This window comes from Streptomyces sp. NPDC015346, from assembly GCF_043078785.1.
GTDB lineage: Bacteria > Actinomycetota > Actinomycetes > Streptomycetales > Streptomycetaceae > Streptomyces.
The window spans coordinates 975,296-996,026 of the sequence record NZ_JBIBTW010000002.1; the positions used below are offsets into that span (position 1 = coordinate 975,296).

At 72.6% G+C, this 20,731-nt stretch carries 14 protein-coding genes and 1 riboswitch; of the genes, 4 read left to right on the plus strand and 10 right to left on the minus strand.

What is annotated here, in order from left to right; translation table 11 throughout:
* Position 1: 1 nt before the first annotated feature.
* From ACF06X_RS10365 to ACF06X_RS10385, 5 genes are all read right to left on the minus strand, one after another.
* A complete protein-coding gene (locus ACF06X_RS10365) occupies positions 2-2,824 on the minus strand; it encodes a YfhO family protein (RefSeq protein WP_392286781.1) in 2,823 nt (940 codons plus the stop codon).
* A 170-nt stretch (positions 2,825-2,994) separates the two neighbouring features.
* The gene (locus tag ACF06X_RS10370; protein WP_392286782.1) at positions 2,995-3,642 is read right to left on the minus strand and encodes a thymidine kinase; all 648 of its coding nucleotides are present in this window, start codon (positions 3,640-3,642) and stop codon (positions 2,995-2,997) included.
* A gap of 74 nt (positions 3,643-3,716) precedes the next feature.
* Positions 3,717-4,919 (minus strand): alkaline phosphatase family protein, encoded by a 1,203-nt coding sequence (locus ACF06X_RS10375; RefSeq protein WP_392286783.1) that lies wholly within the window; start codon positions 4,917-4,919, stop codon positions 3,717-3,719.
* On the minus strand, positions 4,919-5,503 hold the full coding sequence (locus tag ACF06X_RS10380) for a DUF5998 family protein (protein WP_158991310.1): 585 nt from the start codon (positions 5,501-5,503) through the stop codon (positions 4,919-4,921). Before ACF06X_RS10380 ends, ACF06X_RS10375 begins: the two co-directional genes overlap by 1 nt.
* 57 nt (positions 5,504-5,560) lie before the next feature.
* Positions 5,561-8,662 (minus strand): GNAT family N-acetyltransferase, encoded by a 3,102-nt coding sequence (locus ACF06X_RS10385; RefSeq protein ID WP_392286784.1) that lies wholly within the window; start codon positions 8,660-8,662, stop codon positions 5,561-5,563.
* 184 nt (positions 8,663-8,846) lie between these two features.
* Here ACF06X_RS10385 and ACF06X_RS10390 point away from each other — a divergent pair, with 184 nt between their 5' ends.
* Complete coding sequence (locus tag ACF06X_RS10390; RefSeq protein WP_215067828.1) at positions 8,847-9,128, plus strand: HPr family phosphocarrier protein; 282 nt, start codon at positions 8,847-8,849, stop codon at positions 9,126-9,128.
* Positions 9,129-9,367: 239 nt separating this feature from the next.
* Here ACF06X_RS10390 and ACF06X_RS10395 read toward each other — a convergent pair whose 3' ends face one another.
* From ACF06X_RS10395 to ACF06X_RS10410, 4 genes are all read right to left on the minus strand, one after another.
* The gene (locus tag ACF06X_RS10395; protein ID WP_392286785.1) at positions 9,368-10,051 is read right to left on the minus strand and encodes a GntR family transcriptional regulator; all 684 of its coding nucleotides are present in this window, start codon (positions 10,049-10,051) and stop codon (positions 9,368-9,370) included.
* Positions 10,052-10,294: 243 nt separating this feature from the next.
* The gene (locus tag ACF06X_RS10400; protein WP_392286786.1) at positions 10,295-11,077 is read right to left on the minus strand and encodes a M23 family metallopeptidase; all 783 of its coding nucleotides are present in this window, start codon (positions 11,075-11,077) and stop codon (positions 10,295-10,297) included.
* 12 nt (positions 11,078-11,089) lie between these two features.
* Positions 11,090-11,256, minus strand: a riboswitch (cyclic di-AMP (ydaO/yuaA leader).
* 202 nt (positions 11,257-11,458) lie between these two features.
* A complete protein-coding gene (locus ACF06X_RS10405; protein WP_392286918.1) occupies positions 11,459-12,826 on the minus strand; it encodes a M16 family metallopeptidase in 1,368 nt (455 codons plus the stop codon).
* A 26-nt stretch (positions 12,827-12,852) separates the two neighbouring features.
* On the minus strand, positions 12,853-14,199 hold the full coding sequence (locus tag ACF06X_RS10410; RefSeq protein WP_392286787.1) for a M16 family metallopeptidase: 1,347 nt from the start codon (positions 14,197-14,199) through the stop codon (positions 12,853-12,855).
* Between the two features lie 317 nt (positions 14,200-14,516).
* Here ACF06X_RS10410 and ACF06X_RS10415 point away from each other — a divergent pair, with 317 nt between their 5' ends.
* Positions 14,517-16,973: a DNA topoisomerase (ATP-hydrolyzing) subunit A gene (locus ACF06X_RS10415; RefSeq protein ID WP_392286788.1), complete on the plus strand. Its 2,457-nt coding sequence runs from the start codon at positions 14,517-14,519 to the stop codon at positions 16,971-16,973.
* Here the strand turns inward: ACF06X_RS10415 and ACF06X_RS10420 are convergent.
* A complete protein-coding gene (locus ACF06X_RS10420) occupies positions 16,970-18,109 on the minus strand; it encodes a CobW family GTP-binding protein (protein ID WP_392286789.1) in 1,140 nt (379 codons plus the stop codon). The genes ACF06X_RS10415 and ACF06X_RS10420 overlap by 4 nt on opposite strands.
* A gap of 217 nt (positions 18,110-18,326) precedes the next feature.
* On the opposite strand from ACF06X_RS10420, the gene ACF06X_RS10425 reads away from it, so the two are divergent.
* Together ACF06X_RS10425 and ACF06X_RS10430 are read left to right on the plus strand one after the other, a co-directional pair.
* A complete protein-coding gene (locus tag ACF06X_RS10425; RefSeq protein WP_392286790.1) occupies positions 18,327-20,033 on the plus strand; it encodes an ATP-binding protein in 1,707 nt (568 codons plus the stop codon).
* Complete coding sequence (locus ACF06X_RS10430; protein WP_392286791.1) at positions 20,030-20,719, plus strand: response regulator; 690 nt, start codon at positions 20,030-20,032, stop codon at positions 20,717-20,719. Before ACF06X_RS10425 ends, ACF06X_RS10430 begins: the two co-directional genes overlap by 4 nt.
* Positions 20,720-20,731 lie beyond the last annotated feature (12 nt).

Sequence of the window (20,731 nt, forward strand, 5' to 3'; positions counted from 1 at the left end):
GTCAATTCCCGTCGGACGAGCCGGATGTGCACTGCGGATGAATTCTTGTCGTCCCGCGGAGAAACCGGTTCGGGAGAAACCGGTGCCGGAATCCGATCGCCGCCAGGCAGAGCAGTGCGAGGGCGCCGATGGCGCCGCCGAGTCGTAGTCCCGGGGGCCGGAAGGCGCAGCTGACGGTGGTCGCCTCGCCGTCGAGGGGGACGGCCAGGAGGCCGAGGTACCGCTGGGCGGGCGCGGGCGGCGCCTCGCCGGCGGCGCAGCTCCAGCCGGGGATCCGGGGGACGGCGACGACGGCGGTCCCGGTGCTTCCGGCCGGGAGTTCGGCGGTGAGGGTGTGGCCGGTGGTCCGTACGGCGGTGGCGCCCGTCGCCGTCAGCCGCCGTACCGCCGTGTCCAGTTTCTCCTGGACCAGACAGCCGACCGGCTGCCTCGGAAGGACCGGCGTGCCCTCGGCGCTCCGGACCTCGATCCGTACCGAGCCGGACGCCGGGACGGTGCCGAGCGACCGCATGGGGCCCTGTACGGACGGCAGGCCGCCGGCGAAGTCCACGGGCGGGCGGCCGGCCAAGGTCGCCGTGCCCGTGAATTCCGGCGCCCAGAACCAGAGTCGGGCGTCGGCGGGGCAAGAGGCCGTCAGCGTGGTGGCACCGCCGGGGCCGTCCGTGCGGCGGAGTCCGGCCGGGGTCGCGTACACCTGGGCGCCGAGCAGCAGTTCCTGGTTGGCGAAGGAGGAGTCGCCGAAGCGGATGCCGGACGCGGGCAGCCTTAGGTCCGGGCGGACGGTGACGAGCGGCGGCACGGCGGTCCGGGTGGTGGTGATCGCGGCCTCGGGCGGCTCGTCGGTCCGTACGGGCGCGGAGGGCCGGGACCGCATCCGGGTGCCGATCGAGAAGATCGCGTCGGTGACCGGGTGGTCGAGGCCGACGGGGTGGCGGCCCTTGGCGTAGAAGCCGAAGCCGAGGGCGGTGAGCGTACGGGAGTACGTGTCCGAGGTCAGGCTGGAGTAGTAGTCGGCGCCCTGCCCGCCGACGAGCAGGGCGTCGTTGCCGCCCGGCACCTCACCCGGCTCCGTACGGTGGCGCGGCCAGGCGTCCTCGCGTGCGGTGGCCCGCGCCATGTCCTGGTGCCAGGGTCCGAGGCGCGGGGCCCAGGCGACCTTGGCGAGCTGCTGTTCCTCGATCCTGCCCGCCGTGGCCGCGGTCTCGCCGGCCTGGGCGAGGACGAGGAGGATCACGGCGACGGCGGGCAGGGCGCGGGCGCCGGCGCCCGGGCGCCCGGGGAAGCGCCGGGCCAGGAGCCGGGCGAGGAGCGGGGCGAGGAATACGGCGGCCGCGGCGAGCACGGCGAGGGTCAGCGCGGCGGCGAAGGCGGGGTAGGTCCAGCGGTCGACGACGGCGCTGTCCCGGGCCGCGTACGCCATCCCGGCGAGGAGAGCGCCGGCCGCGAGCAGAGCGGGTGCCCGGGGCAGCCCCTGCGCGGTGGAGAGCCAGGCGGCCATCAGCAACAGGCCGCAGAGGACGAAGGTCTGACGGTACGGGATGCCGTTGGGGGAGGCACCGGCGTGCCAGAGCAGATGGGTGGGTTCCCACTGCGTCGAGAGCGCGACGAGGCAGATGGCGGCGGTCCAGGCGGCGCGGACGCGGGGGGCCACCGCGCCGTTGAAGGGCAGCGTCAGCGCGAGGGCGAGGGCCGGGGTGCCGATGAAGAGAGCGGGGCTGGCCACGCTCGCCGTGGCCGGCAGCAGCCGGGCGAAGACCTCCGTCCAGGCGACGGCGGTGAACGTCACCTCGGGGGTGGGATCCGCGACCCGGGTGGCCAGGAAGATCACCAGGACGAGCGGCGCCGCGAGGCCGACGCCCACGAGGACCGCCCGAGCGGCGCGCAGCAGCCCGGCCAGGCGACGACGCCCGGCGTCGTCGGCCGTCAGCAGCCGGACCATGAGGACAACGGCCGCGCCGACGGTCGCCATGTAGGCCGTGTAGAAGTTGGCGTACCAGGCCACCGCCACGACCAGCGGGCCGAGCACCGGGCGGCGCCCGGCCCTCGCCCACTCACCGACCAGGCACAGCAGCGGGAAGGCCAGCAGACCGTCGAGCCACATCGGGACGGTGGCGCCGTAGTTCAGGGTCCAGCCGCACAGCGCGTACGCCGCTCCCAGCACGGCGGCCACGGGCCAGGGGCCGCGGCGCAGGATCAGGAGCAGCGCCGCCATCGCCCCGCCGGCGGCGGTGATCTTGGCGGCGGTGATGACGTAGAGGGCGAGTTCGATCCGGTCCGCCGGGAAGAGCACGACCATCAGGTCGAACGGGCTGCTGAGGTACGTGCCGTAGTCGCCCAGGAAGTTCGAGCCGAATCCCGCACTCCAGTTGAGGAACAGATCGCCGTCGGCCCGGCCGAGCAGCAGGCTGCGCCAGTAGGCGTGGAAGGGGAGGTACTGCTGGCCGAGGTCGACGATGTTGCGGGTGGTGGGCCCGAAGGGATGGCTGCCTGCCAGCGCCCCGCCGAGACAGAGGACGACGCAGCTCAGGAACGCGGCCGCGGAGGCGGCGCGCAGGCGCGCGCTCTGCCGGATCCGCGCGAGCACCCGGCCGCGCGGGGGGCCTTCGGGTTCCGCGTCGCCGGGCCTGGCGCCTCCGTGCTGGGCGTCTCCCTGCTTGGCGCCTTCGCGCTGGGCATCTCCGTCCTTGGCGGCATCGTGCTGGGCGCCTTCGTGTTTGGCGCCTTGGAACGTGGCGTCTTCCCGCTGGGCGTTTTCCCGCTCGTCGGGCTTCGCGGGCCTGGCGCCTTCGCCCCGGTCGGGCACGGTCTCGGCAGCAGGGGGCACACGTCCTCCGGGGTGTCGCGCGGCGCGCGGGATGCGCGGAGGCCCGGCGTCCACGTCACGGGCCGACGGCCATGACAGCCGAGCCGGGCGACTCGCATCCGATCAGGAGACGGTCCCCGGGTTCCCCCGAGGTGAACACGAGGTGCGTCGACACCAGGTGCCGAGCAAGGTCACATCGGGGTGACCGGCAGGACGTCGGGAGAGAGGGCCGCCGCACGGGCGGTGGCGGCCGTCATGCGGCGGCGGTGGTGGCGCCGGCAGAGCACTTCGTAACCGATCTCGTCGCCCGCGTCCACGTCGCCGACCACGACCTGCGCGCCCTCGACGACCATCTCGCCGCCGACCGTGCGCGCGTTGTGGGTCGCCCGGGCTCCGCACCAGCACAGGGCCTCGACCTGGAGCACCTCGACGCGGTCGGCGAGTTCCACCAGCCGCTGGGAGCCGGGGAACAGCTTGGAGCGGAAGTCGGTCGTGATGCCGAAGGCGAAGACGTCGAGTTCGAGGTCGTCGACGACCCGGGCGAGCTGGTCGATCTGCTCGGGCGAGAGGAACTGCGCCTCGTCCGCGATGACGTAGTCGCAGCGGCCGCCCTTCGACAGATGGCCGATGAGGTACGCGTAGAAGTCGAACCCCTCCGCCGCCTCCACGGCGTCGGTGACCAGGCCGAGACGGGAGGACAGTTTGCCCTCCCCCGCACGGTCGTCCCGCGTGAAGATCATGCCCTGCAGCCCGCGGGCGGACCGGTTGTGCTCGATCTGAAGAGCGAGGGTGCTCTTTCCGCAGTCCATCGTTCCGGAGAAGAACACCAGCTCGGGCATGGGAGGTCGAGGACCTTTCAGGTCGGGGGCGGAAGGCGGAGCAGCGGGCGGAAGGCGGAAGAGCGGGCGGAGGGTCAGGAACGGACTTCGAGGAGCGGGACCAGCTGCTCCGCGGCGGTCATCGATCCGTGCATGCCGACCATCGCCGACTCGTGCGGCTCGTTGACGGACGCGGTGATGACGACGTCGTCATGGGCCGCCGCGACGACGTCACCGATCCTGCCGTACACCCGCTCGTCGACCGTGTCACCGAACCAGCCGAGGTCGAGCGCCTCGTCGCGGCTCGCCACCCAGAACTGCTCACCGAGGACCTCGCGCCAGCACGTCAGGACGTCGGTCTCGGCGCCGGGCACGGCGTAGACATGGCGGGCGCGGCCCTCCCCGCCGAGCAGCGCGACACCGGCGCGGAGCTCCCAGTCCTCGTCGAAGTCGATCCGGGACTGCTCGTCGAAGGGGATGTCGACCATGCCGTGGTCGGCGGTGACGTACAGCGCGGAGCGGGCCGGCAGCTGCTCGGCGAGGCGCTGGACGAGCCGGTCGACGAACATCAGCTGGCCGCGCCAGGCGTCGGAGTCGATGCCGAAGCGGTGTCCGGCGCCGTCCAGCTCGCTGTAGTACGTGTAGACGAGGGACCGGTCGCCGGCGGCGAGCTGTTCGGCGGAGAAGTCCATGCGCTCCTCGCCGGAGAGCCTGCCGTGAAACGTTCCGCCGCTCAGCGCGATCTTGGTGAGCGGGGTGTCCTGGAAGATCGGCGAGGAGACCTGGGAGGTGTGGATCCCGGCCTCGTGCGCGAGCTGGAAGACGGTGGGGTACGGCTGCCAGACCTGCGGCGGCGTCCACGGCTTCCAGCGGAGCTGGTTCATCAGCTCGCCGGTCTCGGGGTTGCGGACGGTGTAGCCCGGCAGGCCGTGCGCGCCGGGGAACCGGCCGGTGCCCACCGAGGCGAGCGAGGTCGCGGTGGTGGCGGGGAATCCGGCGGTGATCGGTCGGCCCGTGCCGCCCCGGGAGGAGGCGAGGAGCGAGGTGAGGTACGGCGCCTCGTCCGGGTGGGCCTTGATCTGCTCCCAGCCCAGGCCGTCGATCAGGAAGACGCAGTTCCGGTCGGCGGGGGTGAGCTCGGCGATGCGGGCCTCGCATCCGGCCGCGCCCTGTCCGGCGACGAGCGTCGGCAGGAGGTCGGCCAGCGAACCGGAGCCGTACTCGGGGACGGGCGCGGTGTCGAGGGCGAGCGGAAGCGGTTCGTCGGGCCAGCCGGTGACGGTGGTGGGCTGGACCATCAGCGGGTCGCCGCGGTGGCTTCGGAGAGCGACTGCGCGAAGGCCAGGGTCTGGCGGACCGTGTCCGGGCCGTCGCCGGCGTCGCTCACGCGCAGGCTGAGGTCGTCGGCGGTGGCGTTGCCGGTGTAGCCGTGGTCGGCGTCGCAGTTCGGGTCGCCGCAGGCGGCGGGCTCCAGGTCGATCCGCGAGACGGCGCCCCAGCCGATGGTGAGGACGACCTCGCGGGGCAGGGTGCCGGGGGTGTACGACTCCGGGTTGGCGACGACGCGGCTGACGACGACCGAGGAGATCCGGTCGAGCTTGACCGACTCCGTCGAGGTCGTGGCGTACGGCGTCGGGGAGCTGGTGTCGGCGGCCTGCTCGTCGGTGTGGCTGACGATGAAACGGTTGGCCGTCAGGACCAGGACCGTGACATGGCGGCGGACCTCGTTGGAGTCGAACGTGGTCTCCTGGTGCACCAGGTACGACGCGATCGCCTCGCCACCGACGGCGGCCTCCACCGCCTCGGCCACGAGGGCCGGGTAGTAGCCGCTGCGCTCGATCGCCGCGCGCAGCCCTTGGGTCGTCGTACCGGTCTTCGCCATGGACTCCATCCTAATCCGTCGCAGGGGGCGCTCCTGGCCGCTTCGGCGGGGGGGTCGTCAGTAGTTCGGGAGCCGCCGCGGGCCGAGGTCGGTGCGGGGCGGCGGCGGTGCGAGACGGACGGTGGCGCCGAGGACGGAGAGGCCCTGGGTGGCGACGACGACGGGTTCCAGGGAGATGGCGACGACCTCGGGGTGGTCGTCGACGAGCCGGGAGACCCGCAGCAGCAGTGCTTCCAGGGCCGGGGTGTCGACGGGCGCCGAGCCCCGCCAGCCGAAGAGGAGGGGGGCGGTGCGGATGGACCGTACGAGCTCGGCGGCGTCCCGGTCGGTGGCCGGGACCAGCCGGTGCGACATGTCCCCGAGCAGTTCGGAGGCGGCTCCGGCGAGGCCGAAGGAGAGCACGGCGCCGACGGCCGGGTCGATGGCCGAGCGGACGACGGTGTCGACCCCGCGCGGCACCATGGCCTGGACGACCGGCTGGAGCTCCTCGGGCTTGCCGAGGGAGTCGGTCAGTTCGGCGTAGGCGGTGCGGAGTTGTTCCTCGGTGGCCAGGTCGAGCCGTACGCCGCCGAGGTCGGGGCGGTGGCGCAGGTGGGGCGCGGTCGTCTTCAGGGCGACGGGGTAGCCGAGGCGGGCGGCGGCCGCGACGGCGCTGTCGGGGGACGGTGCGGGGAGGGTGGGCAGGATGGTGATGCCGTACCGGGCGAGGAGTTCGCTGGCCGCGTCGGCGCCGAGGGTGACGCCCCGGGCGTCCACGTCGTCTCCGAGCAGCCGCTCGATCTGGGCGGCGGCCCCGCTCTCGTCGATGTCGTCGTACTCCGGCACCCGCCCGGGCTCCGCCGCCTGCCGCCGCCACTGCCCGTACCGCACGGCCTCGGCGAGCGCCCGCACGGCCCGCTCGGCGGCGGGGTAGGCCGGGATGTTGCCCTCTGCGGCACCACCGCCGGCCGGTGTCACGGCGGATTCATCCCTCTGGGAGGCGCCGCTCGACGACCGATCCCCGGCGACCCGGGGAGCGGCGGCCCCGGGAGTGGCGACCGGGCCGGACGGGCCGGACGGCGCCGTCCCGGAGACGCCGGTCGGCGCGGGCCCGCCCGCGCCGGCGGGGCGGCCACCTGCTGCCAGGGGGGAGCCGGTGCCCGTGCGGGGGGCCGAGCCGGGGGTCGTGCCCGCGTCGGCGACAGGCGAGTCCGTACCGGACGTCGGTTCGCCGGCGGGTTCCGAGCCGCCAGGGGCGGCCGCGCCGGGGCGCAGACCCGGGGTCGCGGTCGGGCGGGTGCTCGTCGCGGCGGAGAGGGCCTCGGCGAGGCCGCCCATCTCCACGTGGACCACGACCACCGGCTTCGCCGGGGCCGGGGCGGAGGCGACCGCTTCGCGGAGGAAGGCCGCGAGGACCTCGCCGTCGCCGGATTCCACGGCGCCGTTCTCCCCCACCCAGGGGATCGCCGTCACGACGACCGCGTCGCAGGTCTCGTCCACGAGCGCCGCCGCCAGCGCGGCGCGGAAGTCCGCCGGGCTCGCCCCCGTCGTCAGGTCCAGCGGCCGGAGCGGCCGGAGCCCCTCCGTGAGACAGGCGTCGTACGTCAGCAGGCCCAGCGACTCGGAGTTGCCGAGGATCGCGATCCTCGGCCCGGCCGGCAGCGGCTGGCCGGCGAGGAGCAGGCCGGCGTCGACCAGTTCGGTGACCGTGTCGACGCGGATGACCCCGGCCTGCCGGAGCAGCGCGGAGACCGTGGCGTGCGGGATCCGGGTGACCGGGACCCGGTGTCCGGGCGGCGCACTCCCGCTGTGGCGCGCCCCCTTGACGACCACGACCGGCTTGACCGCGGCCGTGCGGCGGGCCAGCCGGGTGAACTTGCGGGGGTTGCCGATCGATTCCAGGTACAGCAGCACGACGTCCGTCTCGGGGTCGTCGTACCAGTGCTGCAGCAGGTCGTTCCCTGAGACGTCCGCCCGGTTGCCGGCCGAGATGAAGGAGGAGAGCCCGGCGCCCCTGCGGTGCAGCCCGGCGAGGAGCGCGATGCCGATCGCGCCGGACTGGGTGAAGAGCCCGATCCGTCCGGCCGTCGGCATCTGCGGGGCGAGCGAGGCGTTCAGCCGGACATCGGACGTGGTGTTGATGATCCCGAAGGCGTTCGGGCCGATGATCCGCATTCCGTACGAGCGGGCCTGCCGCACCAGTTCACGCTGGCGTTCCCTGCCCTCCGCCCCGCTCTCCGCATAGCCCGCGGAGAGGACGACCAGGCCGCGTACGCCGTGTTCACCGCAGTCGGCGACCGCCTCCGGCACCCGTTCGGCGGGGACGGCCACGACCGCCAGGTCCACCGGCTCGCCGATGGCCCCCACCGAGCGGAAGGCCGGCACCCCGTCGAGCGAGTCCGTGCCCTCGTCCAGAGCTCGGTTCACCGCGTACGTACGTCCGGTGTATCCGGCGTCGAGGAGGTTGCGCAGGACGGTCCTGCCGACACCGCCGGGGGTCCGCCCGGCTCCGATCACGGCGACCGAGCCCGGCGCGAGGAGCCGCTGCACGGAGCGGGCCTCGGCCCGCTGCTCCCGCGCGCGCTGGACGGCGAGCGAGCGGTCGGTGGGCTCCAGGTCGAGATGGAGCCGTACGGAACCGTCCTCGAAGCTGCGCTTCTGGGTGTACCCGGCGTCCGTGAAGACCTTGATCATCTTGGTGTTGGCGGGCAGCACCTCCGCCGCGAACCGCCGGATGTCCCGCTCCCGCGCCACCGCCGCGATGTGTTCGAGGAGCGCGGAGGCCACGCCCCGCCCCTGGTGGGCGTCCTGGACCAGGAAGGCGACCTCGGCCTCGTCGGCCGGCGCCGAGGCGGGCAGGCCCTGGGCGTTGATGCGGTCGTACCGCACGGTGGCGATGAACTCCCCGCCGATGGTGGCCGCGAGTCCCACCCTGTCCACGAAGTCGTGATGGGTGAAGCGGTGGACGTCCTTGGCGGAGAGACGCGGGTAGGGCGCGAAGAAGCGGTAGTACTTCGACTCGTCCGAGACCTGCTCGTAGAAGCTGACCAGCCGGTCGGCGTCGTCGACGGTGATGGGCCTGATGCGCGCGGTGCCGCCGTCACGGAGGACCACGTCCGCTTCCCAGTGGTCGGGGTATGCGTGTTCCGGCTGTGCCGCCTGTTCCGACGCGCTCTGCATGGGGCAAGCCTACGGCCGGGGTACGACAGCGGCACCGGTCGTGCGTGGCGTGCGCGCCCCGCGCGGCGCGGGCAGGGTAGGAAGGCCGCACGCCGTCCCGCCGGGACCGGAGGCCGGTACGAGCACCTCTTCGACCCGTGAGAGACTGGTCTAGACAACCCGCTAAGACTTGAAGGGCAACACCATGGCTGAGCGCCGCGTCAACGTCGGTTGGGCCGAGGGCCTGCACGCCCGCCCCGCCTCCATCTTCGTCCGTGCGGCCACGGCTTCCGGCGTCCCGGTGACGATCGCGAAGGCCGATGGCAACCCGGTGAACGCCGCGTCGATGCTCGCGGTGCTCGGCCTGGGCGCTCAGGGCGGCGAGGAGATCGTGCTCGCTTCGGACGCGGAGGGCGCCGAGGCCGCGCTCGACCGCCTGGCGAAGCTGGTCGCCGAGGGGCTCGACGAGCTTCCCGAGACGGTCTGACCTTCCCGGAACGGTCCGACGGACCATTCCCGAGACGCCGCACCCGCCGGAATCACGGCGGCTGCGGCGTCTTCCTTTTCCGGGACCCCTCGGACGCCCAATCCGGAGAACGCGAATTCCAGGCAGCGTGAATTCCAGGCAGCGTGAATTCCAGGCAGCCCTAATTTCCGGGCAGCCCTAATTTCCGGGCAGCACGCCTCCGCCCGCCGAATAACCCCTCTTTGTATACGGCCCCGTCGTTAATTCCGGACACCCGCGGTGTTTACGACATGTTGCGAAACCCTCACACGTCCCCGCTCCGGCCGCTTGAGCCGATGGAGAGCCAGGGAGCGCTCGGCGTGCAGCGCGGTCAGCGCGCGCGCCCTCTCGGCGTCGCCGCGCGCCACGGCGTCCACGATCGCCCCGTGCTCGGCCCATGCCTCCACGGGCTGGGCGGCGGGCTCGACCGCGTACATCCAGGCGATCTTGTGACGCAGCTGGGTGAGCAGCGCGGTGAGCGCCGGGCTGCCGGAGGCCTGGGCGAGCGTCTCGTGGAACCAGCCGCCCAGTGACCGCAGATCCTCGCCCTGCCCACGCCGTGCCCGCTCCTGCCCCAGCCTGACCAGGCCCCGCAGCACCTTGAGATGGGCCTCGGTCCGCCGCTGGGCGGCGCGGGCGGCCCCGAGCGGCTCCAGGAGCGCCCGTACGTCCAGCAGGTCCGCCGCCTCCTGCTCGGTGGGCTCGGCGACCTGGGCCCCCGCGTGGCGGCGGGTGGTCACGAAGCCCTCGGACTCCAGGGTGCGCAGCGCCTCGCGGACCGGGACGCGGGAGACTCCGTAACGGCGGGCCAGCTGCTCCTCCGTCAGCCGGCTGCCGGGCTCAAGGACACCGGAGACGATGTCGTCCCGGATCGCCGTGCATACCGAGTGCGCGGGAATGCGCATGTTCGACCTCCGCCTTGATCCGCGCGAAACCCATCCGATTGATGTCCGCTCGACGTCCGTTGACGTCTGTTCGTCGACTCTTCGGTGACTCTATTGCAGCAGGGCGGAATTTCCGATGGTTACCGGTGATCCATGGATATCTTTTGGCCAGCGAAAAGCCCCGGCTCTGTACGAGCCGGGGCTTTTCTGACGTGTGCGTGTATGACGTGTGCGTGTATGACGTGCGCGTGGGGGACGGGCGGGTCAGACGTTCACGCCGCGGGCGCGCAGGTACGCGACCGGGTTGATGTCGGAGCCGTACTCGGCGCTCGTGCGGGCCTCGAAGTGGAGGTGCGGGCCGGTCGAGTTGCCGGTGGAGCCGGAGATGCCTATTTGCTGGCCCGGCGTGACGGACTGGCCGACCGAGACGGTGACGGCCGACAGGTGGCCGTACTGGGTGTAGGTGCCGTCGTGCATCCGGATGACGACGTTGTTGCCGTACGCGCCGCCCCAGCCGGCCTCGACGACGGTGCCGGTGCCGACCGAGACGACCGTGCTGCCGTAGGCGGCGTGGAAGTCGACGCCGGAGTGGCTGCCGGAGGACCAGAGCGAGCCGCCGGTCTGGTAGCCCGTGGTGACGTACGAGCCGGCCACGGGAAGCTGGAAGGAGTTCAGGCGCTTGCGCTCGGCCTCGCGGGCGGCGCGCTCCTTGGCCTCGCGGATCTCCTTGGCGCGGGCCTCGGCCTTGCGCTTGGCCTCGGCCTTCCGCGCGGCCTCGGCCTTCGCCCGGGCCTCCGCCTCGGCGGCCTCGCGCTCCTGCGCGGCGGCCTGGGCGTCGATCGTGTCGGCGAGGGCGTCGGCGGCGACGACCTGGGTCAGGCCGGTGTCCTCGACGGAGCGGGTGTCCGCGTCGGCGGCGAACGCCGGGGAGGCGAGGGTTCCGATGACGCCGGTGGTGGCGAGGGTCGCGACGCCGGCGATGCCCGCGCCTCGGCGCGACAGACGGCTCGGACCACGATGCTTCCCGGTGGCACGGGTGAACGCCATGTAGTGGCTGATCCTTTCCTTCCTTCTCGCCTACCGGGTTAGCTGACGGGTTCGGAGCAGGAAGGTCTCCTACGGGCCCCTCCGCACGGGTGCGAAGGCGTCCGATTCACCCCAGGGACTTGGTGTGGGTCCCCGGCTCCCCAGGCTCGCGCCTGACGGGGACTCGGCGATGACTGTCCGATGCCGCGGGTGCGGCGGGTGCAACTGGCGAACAGCCGGACCGACGCTAAGCGGACCGTCTTTCAATCACCAAACAGACACGGATATTTGTAAGACATGCCACAGGGCAGACAGCCACCCTCCGCCTCAATCCGGACAAACGGCGAGGACCCCGACGTACCCTGACGTCGGGGTCCTCCAGGTGAGGTTCGGGAGCCTCGATCAGCCGGGGACAACCGTCACTTCGCCGATGCCGAGGGCGCGCACCGGCTCCTCGATCTGCGCCGCGTCACCGACGAGCACGGTGACCAGACGGTCCACCGGGAAGGCGTTGACGACGGCCGCCGTCGCCTCCACCGTGCCGGTCTCCGCAAGGCGCGCGTACAACTGCGCCTGGAAATCGTCCGGAAGGTGCTGCTCGACCTGGTCGGCGAGCGTCCCCGCGACGGAGGCCGCGGTCTCGTACTTCAGCGGGGCAACGCCCACCAGGTTCTGCACGGCCACATCACGCTCGGCGTCCGTCAGGCCCTCCGCCGCGAGGGTGCGCAGCACCTTCCACAGGTCGTCGAGGGCCGGCCCGGTGTTGGGCGTGTCGACGGAGCCGCTGATGGCGAGCATCGAGGCGCCGTTGCCCTTGCCGTCGGAGCGGAGCACCTGCCCGAACGCCCGCACACCGTAGGTGTAGCCCTTCTCCTCCCGCAGGACGCGGTCCAGGCGGGAGGTGAGGGTGCCGCCGAGGCAGTACGTGCCGAGGACCTGGGCCGGCCAGACGCGGTCGTGCCGGTCGGCGCCGACGCGGCCGATCAGCAGCTGCGTCTGGACGGCGCCCGGGCGGTCCACGACGACCACACGGCCGGTGTCGTCGGCCGTGATCGGGGGGACCGGACGAGGCTCCGCCGTGTCCCCGGTCCAGGCGCCCAGCGTCTCGGCGAGGACCTTGTCCAGGTCCACGTCGGTCAGATCGCCCACGATGACGGCGGTGGCCGTGGCGGGCCGGACGTATCCCTCGTAGAAGGCGCGGACCGCGGCCGCGTCGATCGCGGCGACGGTCTCCTCGGTGCCCTGGCGGGGCCGGGACATGCGCGAGTCGGCCGGGAAGAGCTCCTTGGAGAGCTGCTTGGCCGCCCGGCGGGCCGGGTTGGCCGTCTCGTGCGGGATCTCGTCGAGCCGGTTGCGCACCAGGCGCTCGATCTCGGTCTCCACGAAGGCCGGCGCGATCAGCGCCTCGGAGACCAGACCGAGGGCCTTGGGCAGCCGGGAGACGGGGACCTCCAGGGAGACCCGTACGCCCGGGTGGTCGGCGTGCGCGTCGAGCGTCGCGCCGCAGCGCTCCAGCTCGGCGGCGAACTCCTCCGCCGTGTGCTTGTCCGTCCCCTCGGAGAGGGCGCGGGCCATGATCGTGGCCACGCCGTCCAGACCGGCCGGCTCGGCGTCCAGCGGGGCGTCGAGGATGATCTCGACGGCCACCACCTTCTGGCCGGGGCGGTGGCAGCGCAGCACGGTCAGGCCGTTGTCCAGCGCACCGCGCTCCGGAGCCGGGAAGGCCCAGGGGCGGGCGGTGCCCGGCTGCGGCTGCGGGTGGAACTCCATGCTCGTCAAAGACGCGGCAGCGTCGCTCACTGGTCCGCTCCCTCTTCCTCGTCGCTGTCGCTCTGTTCGGTGGTGAGCGGCTCGTAGACCAGCACCGCGCGGTTGTCCGGGCGCAGACGGGCCTCGGCGACCTGCCGCACCTCCTCGGCGGTGACGTCCAGGACGCGGTTCACCGCGGTGAGGGCGAGCTGCGGGTCGCCGAACAGCACCGCGTAGCGGCACAGTTCGTCGGCGCGTCCCGCGACGGTCCCGAGCCGGTCGAGCCACTCGCGCTCCAGCTGGGCCTGGGCGCGCTCCATCTCCTCGGGCGTCGGGCCCTCGGCGGCGAAGCGGGCCAGCTCCTCGTCGACGGCGGCCTCGATCTCGGGGACCTCGACGCCGCCGGAGGTCTTGACGTCCAGCCAGCCCAGCGAGGGCGCGCCGGCGAGCCGCAGCAGGCCGAAGCCGGCGGCCACGGCGGTGCGGTCGCGGCGGACCAGCCGGTTGTGGAGCCGGGAGGACTCGCCGCCGCCGAGCACGGTCAGGGCGATGTCGGCGGCGTCGCACTCGCGCGTGCCGTCGTGCGGAAGCCGGTAGGCGGCCATCAGCGCGCGGGCCGGCACCTCCTCCTCGACCACCTCGCGCAGCTGCTCGCCGATGGTCTCGGGCAGCGCGCCGTCACGCGGCGGCAGCTTGCCGTCGTGGGACGGGATGGAACCGAAGTACTTCTCGATCCAGGCGAGCGTCTGCTGGGGGTCGATGTCGCCGACGACCGAGAGCACCGCGTTGTTCGGCGCGTAGTACGTACGGAAGAAGCTCCGCGCGTCCTCGAGGGTGGCCGCGTCCAGGTCGGCCATGGAGCCGATCGGCGTGTGGTGGTACGGATGGCCCTCCGGGTACGCGAGGGCGGTGAGCTTCTCGAAGGCAGTGCCGTACGGCACGTTGTCGTACCGCTGACGGCGCTCGTTCTTGACGACGTCCCGCTGGTTCTCCATGGACTCGTCGTCCAGGGCGGCCAGCAGCGACCCCATGCGGTCCGCCTCGAGCCAGAGCGCGAGCTCCAGCTGGTGGGTCGGCATGGTCTCGAAGTAGTTGGTGCGCTCGAAGCTCGTCGTGCCGTTGAGCGAGCCGCCGGCACCCTGGACCAACTCGAAGTGACCGTTGCCGTGGACCTGCTTCGACCCCTGGAACATCAGGTGCTCGAAGAGGTGGGCGAGACCGGTGCGGCCCTCCACCTCGTGGCGCGAGCCGACGTCGTACCAGAGGCAGACCGCGGCGACCGGGGTCAGGTGGTCCTCGGAGAGCACCACGCGCAGGCCGTTGGCCAGCCGGTGCTCGGTCGCTGTCAGGCCGCCGGAGCCGGCCTCGGCCGTGGCCGTGTGACCCATGGGCATGTACGTCCCTTCGATCGCGATATGGAAAAGTCCTGCCACTGTATGCAAGCGCACCGACACCTCGCGAAGTTCCCGCAGGTTCGCGGCGTCCCTCTTCCGGGTCGCGCGGTGTCGCGGACGGGACGGCGTCGGCCGGCTGACCGACTGTGCCGGCCGGGCGACGGACGGTTTCCGGTGCGGCCGTCGCCGGGTGTCGGCGCGGCCGCCGAAGGGCCCGTGGCGGGGGGCATTCCCGGGTCGCGGTCGGCGTTGTCGGTGGGACGGTCCACAATGGTCCGCGTCAGATCAACCTTGTTGGTGAAGGAGCCGCAGCCGCGATGGCCCGCCGCAGCACGAAGACACCGCCGCCGGACGACGCGTTCGAGGAGCGAATCCTCGACATCGACGTCGTCGACGAGATGCAGGGCTCCTTCCTCGAGTACGCGTACTCGGTGATCTACTCCCGCGCGCTGCCGGACGCCCGCGACGGCATGAAGCCGGTGCAGCGCCGCATCGTCTATCAGATGAACGAAATGGGCCTGCGGCCCGACCGCGGCTATGTGAAGTGCGCCCGCGTCGTCGGCGAGGTGATGGGAAAGCTGCACCCGCACGGCGACGCGTCGATCTACGACGCGATGGTGCGCATGGCGCAGCCCTTCTCCATGCGGCTGCCCCTGGTCGACGGCCACGGCAACTTCGGTTCGCTGGGCAACGACGACCCGCCGGCCGCGATGCGGTACACCGAGTCCCGGATGGCCGCCGCCGCGCTGATGATGACGGAGTCGATCGACGAGGACACCGTCGACTTCTCGCCGAACTACGACGGCCAGGAGCGGGAGCCGGTCGCGCTCCCCGCCGCGTACCCGAACCTGCTCGTCAACGGAGCGTCCGGGATCGCGGTCGGCATGGCGACCAACATGCCCCCGCACAACCTGGGCGAGGTCATCGCGGCGGCCCGGCACCTGATCCGGTACCCGAACGCGGACCTCGACGCGCTGATGCGCTTCGTGCCCGGCCCCGACCTGCCGACCGGCGGCCGGATCGTCGGCCTGTCCGGGATCAAGGACGCGTACGAATCGGGGCGCGGCACGTTCAAGATCCGCGCCACCGCGACGGTGGAGACCGTGACGGCGCGCCGCAAGGGCATCGTCGTCACCGAACTGCCCTTCTCGGTCGGCCCGGAGAAGGTCATCTCCAAGATCAAGGATCTGGTCGGCTCCAAGAAGCTGCAGGGCATCGCGGACGTCAAGGACCTCACCGACCGGAACCACGGCCTCCGGCTGGTGATCGAGGTCAAGAACGGCTTCGTTCCGGAGGCCGTCCTGGAGCAGCTCTACAAGCTGACGCCGATGGAGGAGTCCTTCGGCATCAACAACGTGGCACTGGTCGACGGCCAGCCGCTCACGCTGGGCCTCAAGGAGCTCCTTGAGGTCTATCTCGACCACCGCTTCACCGTGGTGCGCCGCCGCTCGGAGTTCCGCCGCAGCAAGAAGCAGGACAGGCTGCACCTGGTCGAGGGGCTGCTCGTCGCCCTGCTCGACATCGACGAGGTCATCCGTCTCATCCGCTCCAGCGAGAACTCGGCGCAGGCCAAGGAACGCCTGATCGAGCACTTCTCGCTGAGCGAGGTCCAGACGCAGTACATCCTGGACACGCCGCTGCGCCGGCTCACGAAGTTCGACCGGATCGAGCTGGAGAGCGAGCGCGACCGGCTCAACGGCGAGATCGACGAGCTGACCGGGATCCTGGAGTCCGACTCCGAGCTGCGCAAGCTGGTCTCGTCGGAACTGGCGGCCGTGGCCAAGAAGTTCGGCACCGACCGCCGTACGGTCCTGCTGGAGTCGGCCGGGGCGCCGGTCGCCGCCGCGTCGCTTGAGGTCGCGGACGACCCGTGCCGGGTGCTGCTCTCCTCGACGGGTCTGCTGGCCCGCACGGCGACGGCGGAGCTGCCGTCCGCCGAGGACGGCAGGCGCGTCAAGCACGACGCGATCGTCTCGGCGGTCCCGGCGACCCAGCGCGGTGACGTCGGCGTGGTGACCTCCTCCGGCCGTCTGCTGCGGCTCGCGGTGATCGACCTGCCGCAGCTGCCGGACACCGCCGCCGCTCCGAACCTGGCGGGCGGGGCGCCGCTGGCGGAGTTCCTCACCCTGGCGGAGGACGAGACGGTCGTCTGCCTGACCACGCTCGACGAGTCCTCGCCCGGCCTGGCGCTCGGCACGCTGCAGGGTGTGGTGAAGCGCGTGGTGCCGGACTATCCGGCGAACAAGGAGGAGCTGGAGGTCATCACCCTCAAGGAGGGTGACCGGATCATCGGCGGGACCGAGCTGCGCACGGGCGAGGAGGACCTGGTCTTCATCACCTCCGACGCCCAGCTGCTGCGCTTCCAGGCCTCGCAGGTACGGCCCCAGGGACGTCCGGCGGGCGGCATGGCGGGCGTCAAGCTGACGGCCGGCGCCGAGGTGATCTCGTTCACGGCCGTGGACCCGGCGGCGGACGCGGTGGTGTTCACCGTCGCGGGCTCCACGGGCACGCTGGACGGCGGGGCCGGTACGTCGGCGAAGCTGACGCCGTTCGACCAGTACCCCCGCAAGGGGCGTGCGACGGGCGGCGTGCGCTGCCAGCGGTTCCTCAAGGGCGAGGACGTGCTGGTCCTGGCCTGGGCGGGCGCGACGCCGGCACGGGCGGCCCAGAAGAACGGCACCCCGGTGGACCTGCCGGAGATCGACCCCCGCCGCGACGGCTCGGGCACACCCCTCGCCAAGCCGGTCGCGGTGGTGGCGGGCCCGGCGAGCTAGGCCTCGGAGGGTTCGGAGGGTTCGGAGGGTTCGGCCGGCGCCGACTCCTCGTCCGGCTGCTCCGTCGGCGCCCGCTCCTCGTCCGGCTGTTGTACGTACCGCAGGACGCCCCACATCGCGTGTTCGTCGGGGGCGTCCTGCGGGCCGCCGAGCTCGCAGCCGGCGAGCTCCTTGCGGAGGGAGTCGGCGTCGATGCCCGCGCCGATCAGGACGAGTTGGGTCTGTCGCTCCTCGCCGGCGGGCCAGGGCTCGGGGTAGAAGCGCAGGAACCGGCCGACGGCGTGGACCGCGTAGCGGTTGACGGGGTCGGCGTCGCCGAAGTCGACGAACCCCTTGAGGCGGTAGAGGCCCTGCGGCCGGGAGTCCAGGAACTCCATCAGGCGCCGGGGATGCAGGGCGGTCCGGGTCGCCACCGAGAGCGTCTCGTAGCGCGCGTGCGGATGGGCCGTTCCGTCCGCGCCGTCGCCGTCGTCGGGGTCTCCGTACAGCAGGTCCTCGATGGACATCTGCCCGTCGATCTCGCCCTCGGGCACGACCTTGTCGAAGAGGACCTCCGGGTCGATCCGTCCGTGCGCGGCGCGGATCACGGCGGCGCGCCCGGCGATCGCGGCGACGGTCTCGTGGACGGAGTCCAGCTCCCGCTCCCCCACCCGGTCGGCCTTGTTGACGACGACGAGGTCGGCGAGGGCGAGATGCCGGTCGATCTCCGGGTGCCGCTCGCGCGTGGCGGCGAACTCGGCGGCGTCGACAACCTGCACCAGCCCGCCGTACACGATCCGCTCGTTCTCGCTGGCGAGCACCATCCGCACCAGCTCCTGGGGCTCCGCGAGCCCGCTCGCCTCGATGACGATCACGTCGAGGCGAGCGGCGGGCCGGGTGAGTACCTCCAGGTACTCGTCCAGCTCGCTCGCGTCGACGGCGCAGCACAGACAGCCGTTGCCGAGCGAGACGGTCGACCCGACCTGTCCCGCGACGGTCATGGCGTCGATCCCGATGTCCCCGAAGTCGTTGACCATGACCCCGATCCGGGTGCCCCGGGCGCTGCGGAGCAGATGGTTGAGCAGCGTCGTCTTGCCCGACCCCAGAAACCCGGAGAGGACCACGACGGGGATCTGCTGCGCCTGCTGGGTGCTCAAGGAAAGCCCTTTCGATGTCTCTCGGCGACCGTCTGCGGCCGCCCTGTCGCCGGCCGAAGATCCCAGAATAGGCACGGGCCCCGGCACGCTCCGCCCACCGGCCCCGCACCCACCGTGGTGTCCTGCCGCCTCGACGTGGGGTCCGGCCGTCTCGGCGCGCAGCGGCCGTCGTACGGAGATTTCCGGTCGGTCTCCCCCGCCCCGTACCGTTCCTGCCATGAGCCCCGCACCGACCACCCCCGCGCGGCCCCCGTCGCGCCGCCGGCGGTTCGGCTGGCCGCAGCGGGTGTTCTCCCAGGTCCTCCTCATGCAGCTGGCCATCGCCACCGGCGTCACCGTGCTGGCCACCGGCCTCTTCCTCGCCCCGCTCAGCGCCCAGCTCGACGACCAGGCCATGCGACGCGCCCTCGCGATCGCCGACACCGCCGCCTCTCCCCAGGTCGCCGCCGCCCTGCTCGGTTCCTCCCCGTCCCCTCGGGGCGCCGTGCAGGCGGAGGCCGAGCGGATCCGGCGGACCACCGGCGCCGAGTACGTCGTCGTCATGGACACCCGGGGCGTGCGCTGGTCGCACACCGACCCCGCACAGATCGGCAAGATCGTCTCCACGGACCCCAGCGCGGCTCTCGCGGGGCGGAAGGTCATGGAGATCGACAGCGGCACCCTCGGCCGCTCGGCACGCGGCAAGACGCCGCTGCGGGGCTCCGACGGAGCCATCGTCGGCGCGGTGTCGGTCGGCATCGAGTACGACAGCGTCCACGACCGACTGCTCGGGGCGATCCCGGGGCTCCTCGCCTACGCGGGTGGCGCCCTGGCCGCGGGCGCGCTGGCCGCCTATCTCATCTCCCGCCGGCTCCAGCGGCAGACCCACGACCTGGCCTTCTCGGACATCTCCGCACTGCTCGCCGAGCGGGAGGCCATGCTGCACGGCATCCGCGAGGGCGTCGTCGCCCTCGACCGGACCGGTCGCGTGCGGCTGCTGAATGACGAGGCGCAGCGTCTCCTCGGGATCGGCCCCGAGGCCATCGGACGGCCCCTGGAGGAGGCGCTCGGCCAGGGTCGTACGGCCGATGTGCTGGCCGGCCGGGTCACGGGCGAGGATCTGGTGACCGTGCGCGGCCACCGGGTGCTCATCGCCAACCGGATGCCGACGGACGACGGGGGCGCCGTCGCCACCCTCCGCGACCGCACCGAGCTGGAGCGGCTCGGGCGCGAGCTGGACTCCACGCGCGGTCTGATCGACGCCCTGCGGGCCCAGGACCATGAGCACGCCAACCGCCTCCACACCCTCCTCGGCCTCCTGGAGCTGGAGATGCACGACGAGGCGGTCGAGTTCGTGACCGAGGTCGTCGGGGTGCACCGCGCCACCGCCGAGCAGGTCACGGAGAAGGTCCACGATCCCCTCCTCGCCGCGCTGCTCGTCGGCAAGGCCACGGTCGCCGCCGAGCGCGGCGTCTCGCTGCGGATCGCGCCCGACTCGCTGCTTCCCGACCGCCTGGTCGATCCGCGCGAGCTGGTCACCGTCGTCGGCAACCTGGTCGACAACGCCCTGGACGCCGCCGCCGGCACCGCCGAAGCGCGGGTGGAGATCGCCCTGCGCGCCGAAGGCCGTACGGCCGTCCTGCGGGTCTGCGACAGCGGCCCGGGCGTCCCCGAGGACCGGCGTGAGCTGATCTTCACCGAGGGCTGGACCACCAAGGCGCTGCCCTCCCACGGCAAGCGCGGCCTGGGCCTCGCCCTGGTGCGCCGGCTCGCCGAACGGCGGGGCGGCAGCGCCCGGGTCGGCGAGGGCGTGGACGGGGGCGCCGAGTTCACCGTCGTCCTTCCGGAGGCGCTGGCCGATCCGGATCCCGCCGCGGAGCCGGACCCGGTCACGCCGACACCCGGGGCGGGTCCTGCCCGCGAGTCGGTCGGGGAGGCGCGGTGATCGACGTCCTCGTCGTGGACGACGACGTACGGGTCGCGCGGATCAACGCGGCCTACGTCGCCAAGGTGCCCGGCTTCCGAGTCGTCGCCACCGCCCATTCGACCGGCGAGGCGCTCGCCCGTCTCGCCGAGGTCCCCGTCGATCTGATCCTCCTCGACCACTATCTGCCGGACGAGAACGGCCTGGCGGTGGTACGGGAACTTCGCCGGCTCGGTCATCAGACCGACGTGATCATGGTGACGGCCGCACGCGACGTGGCGACCGTCCAGGCGGCGATGCGCCATGGTGCGCTGCAGTACCTGGTCAAGCCGTTCACGTTCGCCGGCCTTCGCACCAAGCTGGAGGCGTACGCGGCGCTGCGCCACACCCTGGAGGGCGGTGGCGAGGCGGAACAGGCCGAGGTGGACCGGATCTTCGGCGCCCTCTCCGCGGGCGGGGCGGAGCACGACCTGCCCAAGGGCCACTCCCCCACCACGGCTGAGCTGGTGAGACAGGTCCTGCTCAGCGCCGACGGGCCGCTGTCGACGCAGGAGATCGCCGAGCGGGCGGGGGTCAGCCGGCAGACCGCCCAGCGCTATCTCAAGCTGCTCGAACGCACCGGCCGCGTGCGCCTCTCGCTGAAGTACGGCGAGACGGGCCGCCCCGAACACCGGTACGTCTGGGCCGCGTCGACCGCCTCCGGCTGACCCGCTCGTCCG

Excerpts from the sequence above, each read along its gene's own strand:
- ACF06X_RS10370 (WP_392286782.1), bottom strand. The coding sequence starts at position 3,642 with ATGCCCGAGCTGGTGTTCTTCTCCGGAACGATGGACTGCGGAAAGAGC.
- ACF06X_RS10375 (WP_392286783.1), bottom strand. The coding sequence starts at position 4,919 with ATGGTCCAGCCCACCACCGTCACCGGCTGGCCCGACGAACCGCTTCCG.
- ACF06X_RS10380 (WP_158991310.1), bottom strand. The coding sequence starts at position 5,503 with ATGGCGAAGACCGGTACGACGACCCAAGGGCTGCGCGCGGCGATCGAG.
- ACF06X_RS10385 (WP_392286784.1), bottom strand. The coding sequence starts at position 8,662 with ATGCAGAGCGCGTCGGAACAGGCGGCACAGCCGGAACACGCATACCCC.
- ACF06X_RS10390 (WP_215067828.1), top strand. The coding sequence starts at position 8,847 with ATGGCTGAGCGCCGCGTCAACGTCGGTTGGGCCGAGGGCCTGCACGCC.
- ACF06X_RS10395 (WP_392286785.1), bottom strand. The coding sequence starts at position 10,051 with ATGCGCATTCCCGCGCACTCGGTATGCACGGCGATCCGGGACGACATC.
- ACF06X_RS10400 (WP_392286786.1), bottom strand. The coding sequence starts at position 11,077 with ATGGCGTTCACCCGTGCCACCGGGAAGCATCGTGGTCCGAGCCGTCTG.
- ACF06X_RS10405 (WP_392286918.1), bottom strand. The coding sequence starts at position 12,826 with ATGGAGTTCCACCCGCAGCCGCAGCCGGGCACCGCCCGCCCCTGGGCC.
- ACF06X_RS10410 (WP_392286787.1), bottom strand. The coding sequence starts at position 14,199 with ATGCCCATGGGTCACACGGCCACGGCCGAGGCCGGCTCCGGCGGCCTG.
- ACF06X_RS10415 (WP_392286788.1), top strand. The coding sequence starts at position 14,517 with ATGGCCCGCCGCAGCACGAAGACACCGCCGCCGGACGACGCGTTCGAG.
- ACF06X_RS10425 (WP_392286790.1), top strand. The coding sequence starts at position 18,327 with ATGAGCCCCGCACCGACCACCCCCGCGCGGCCCCCGTCGCGCCGCCGG.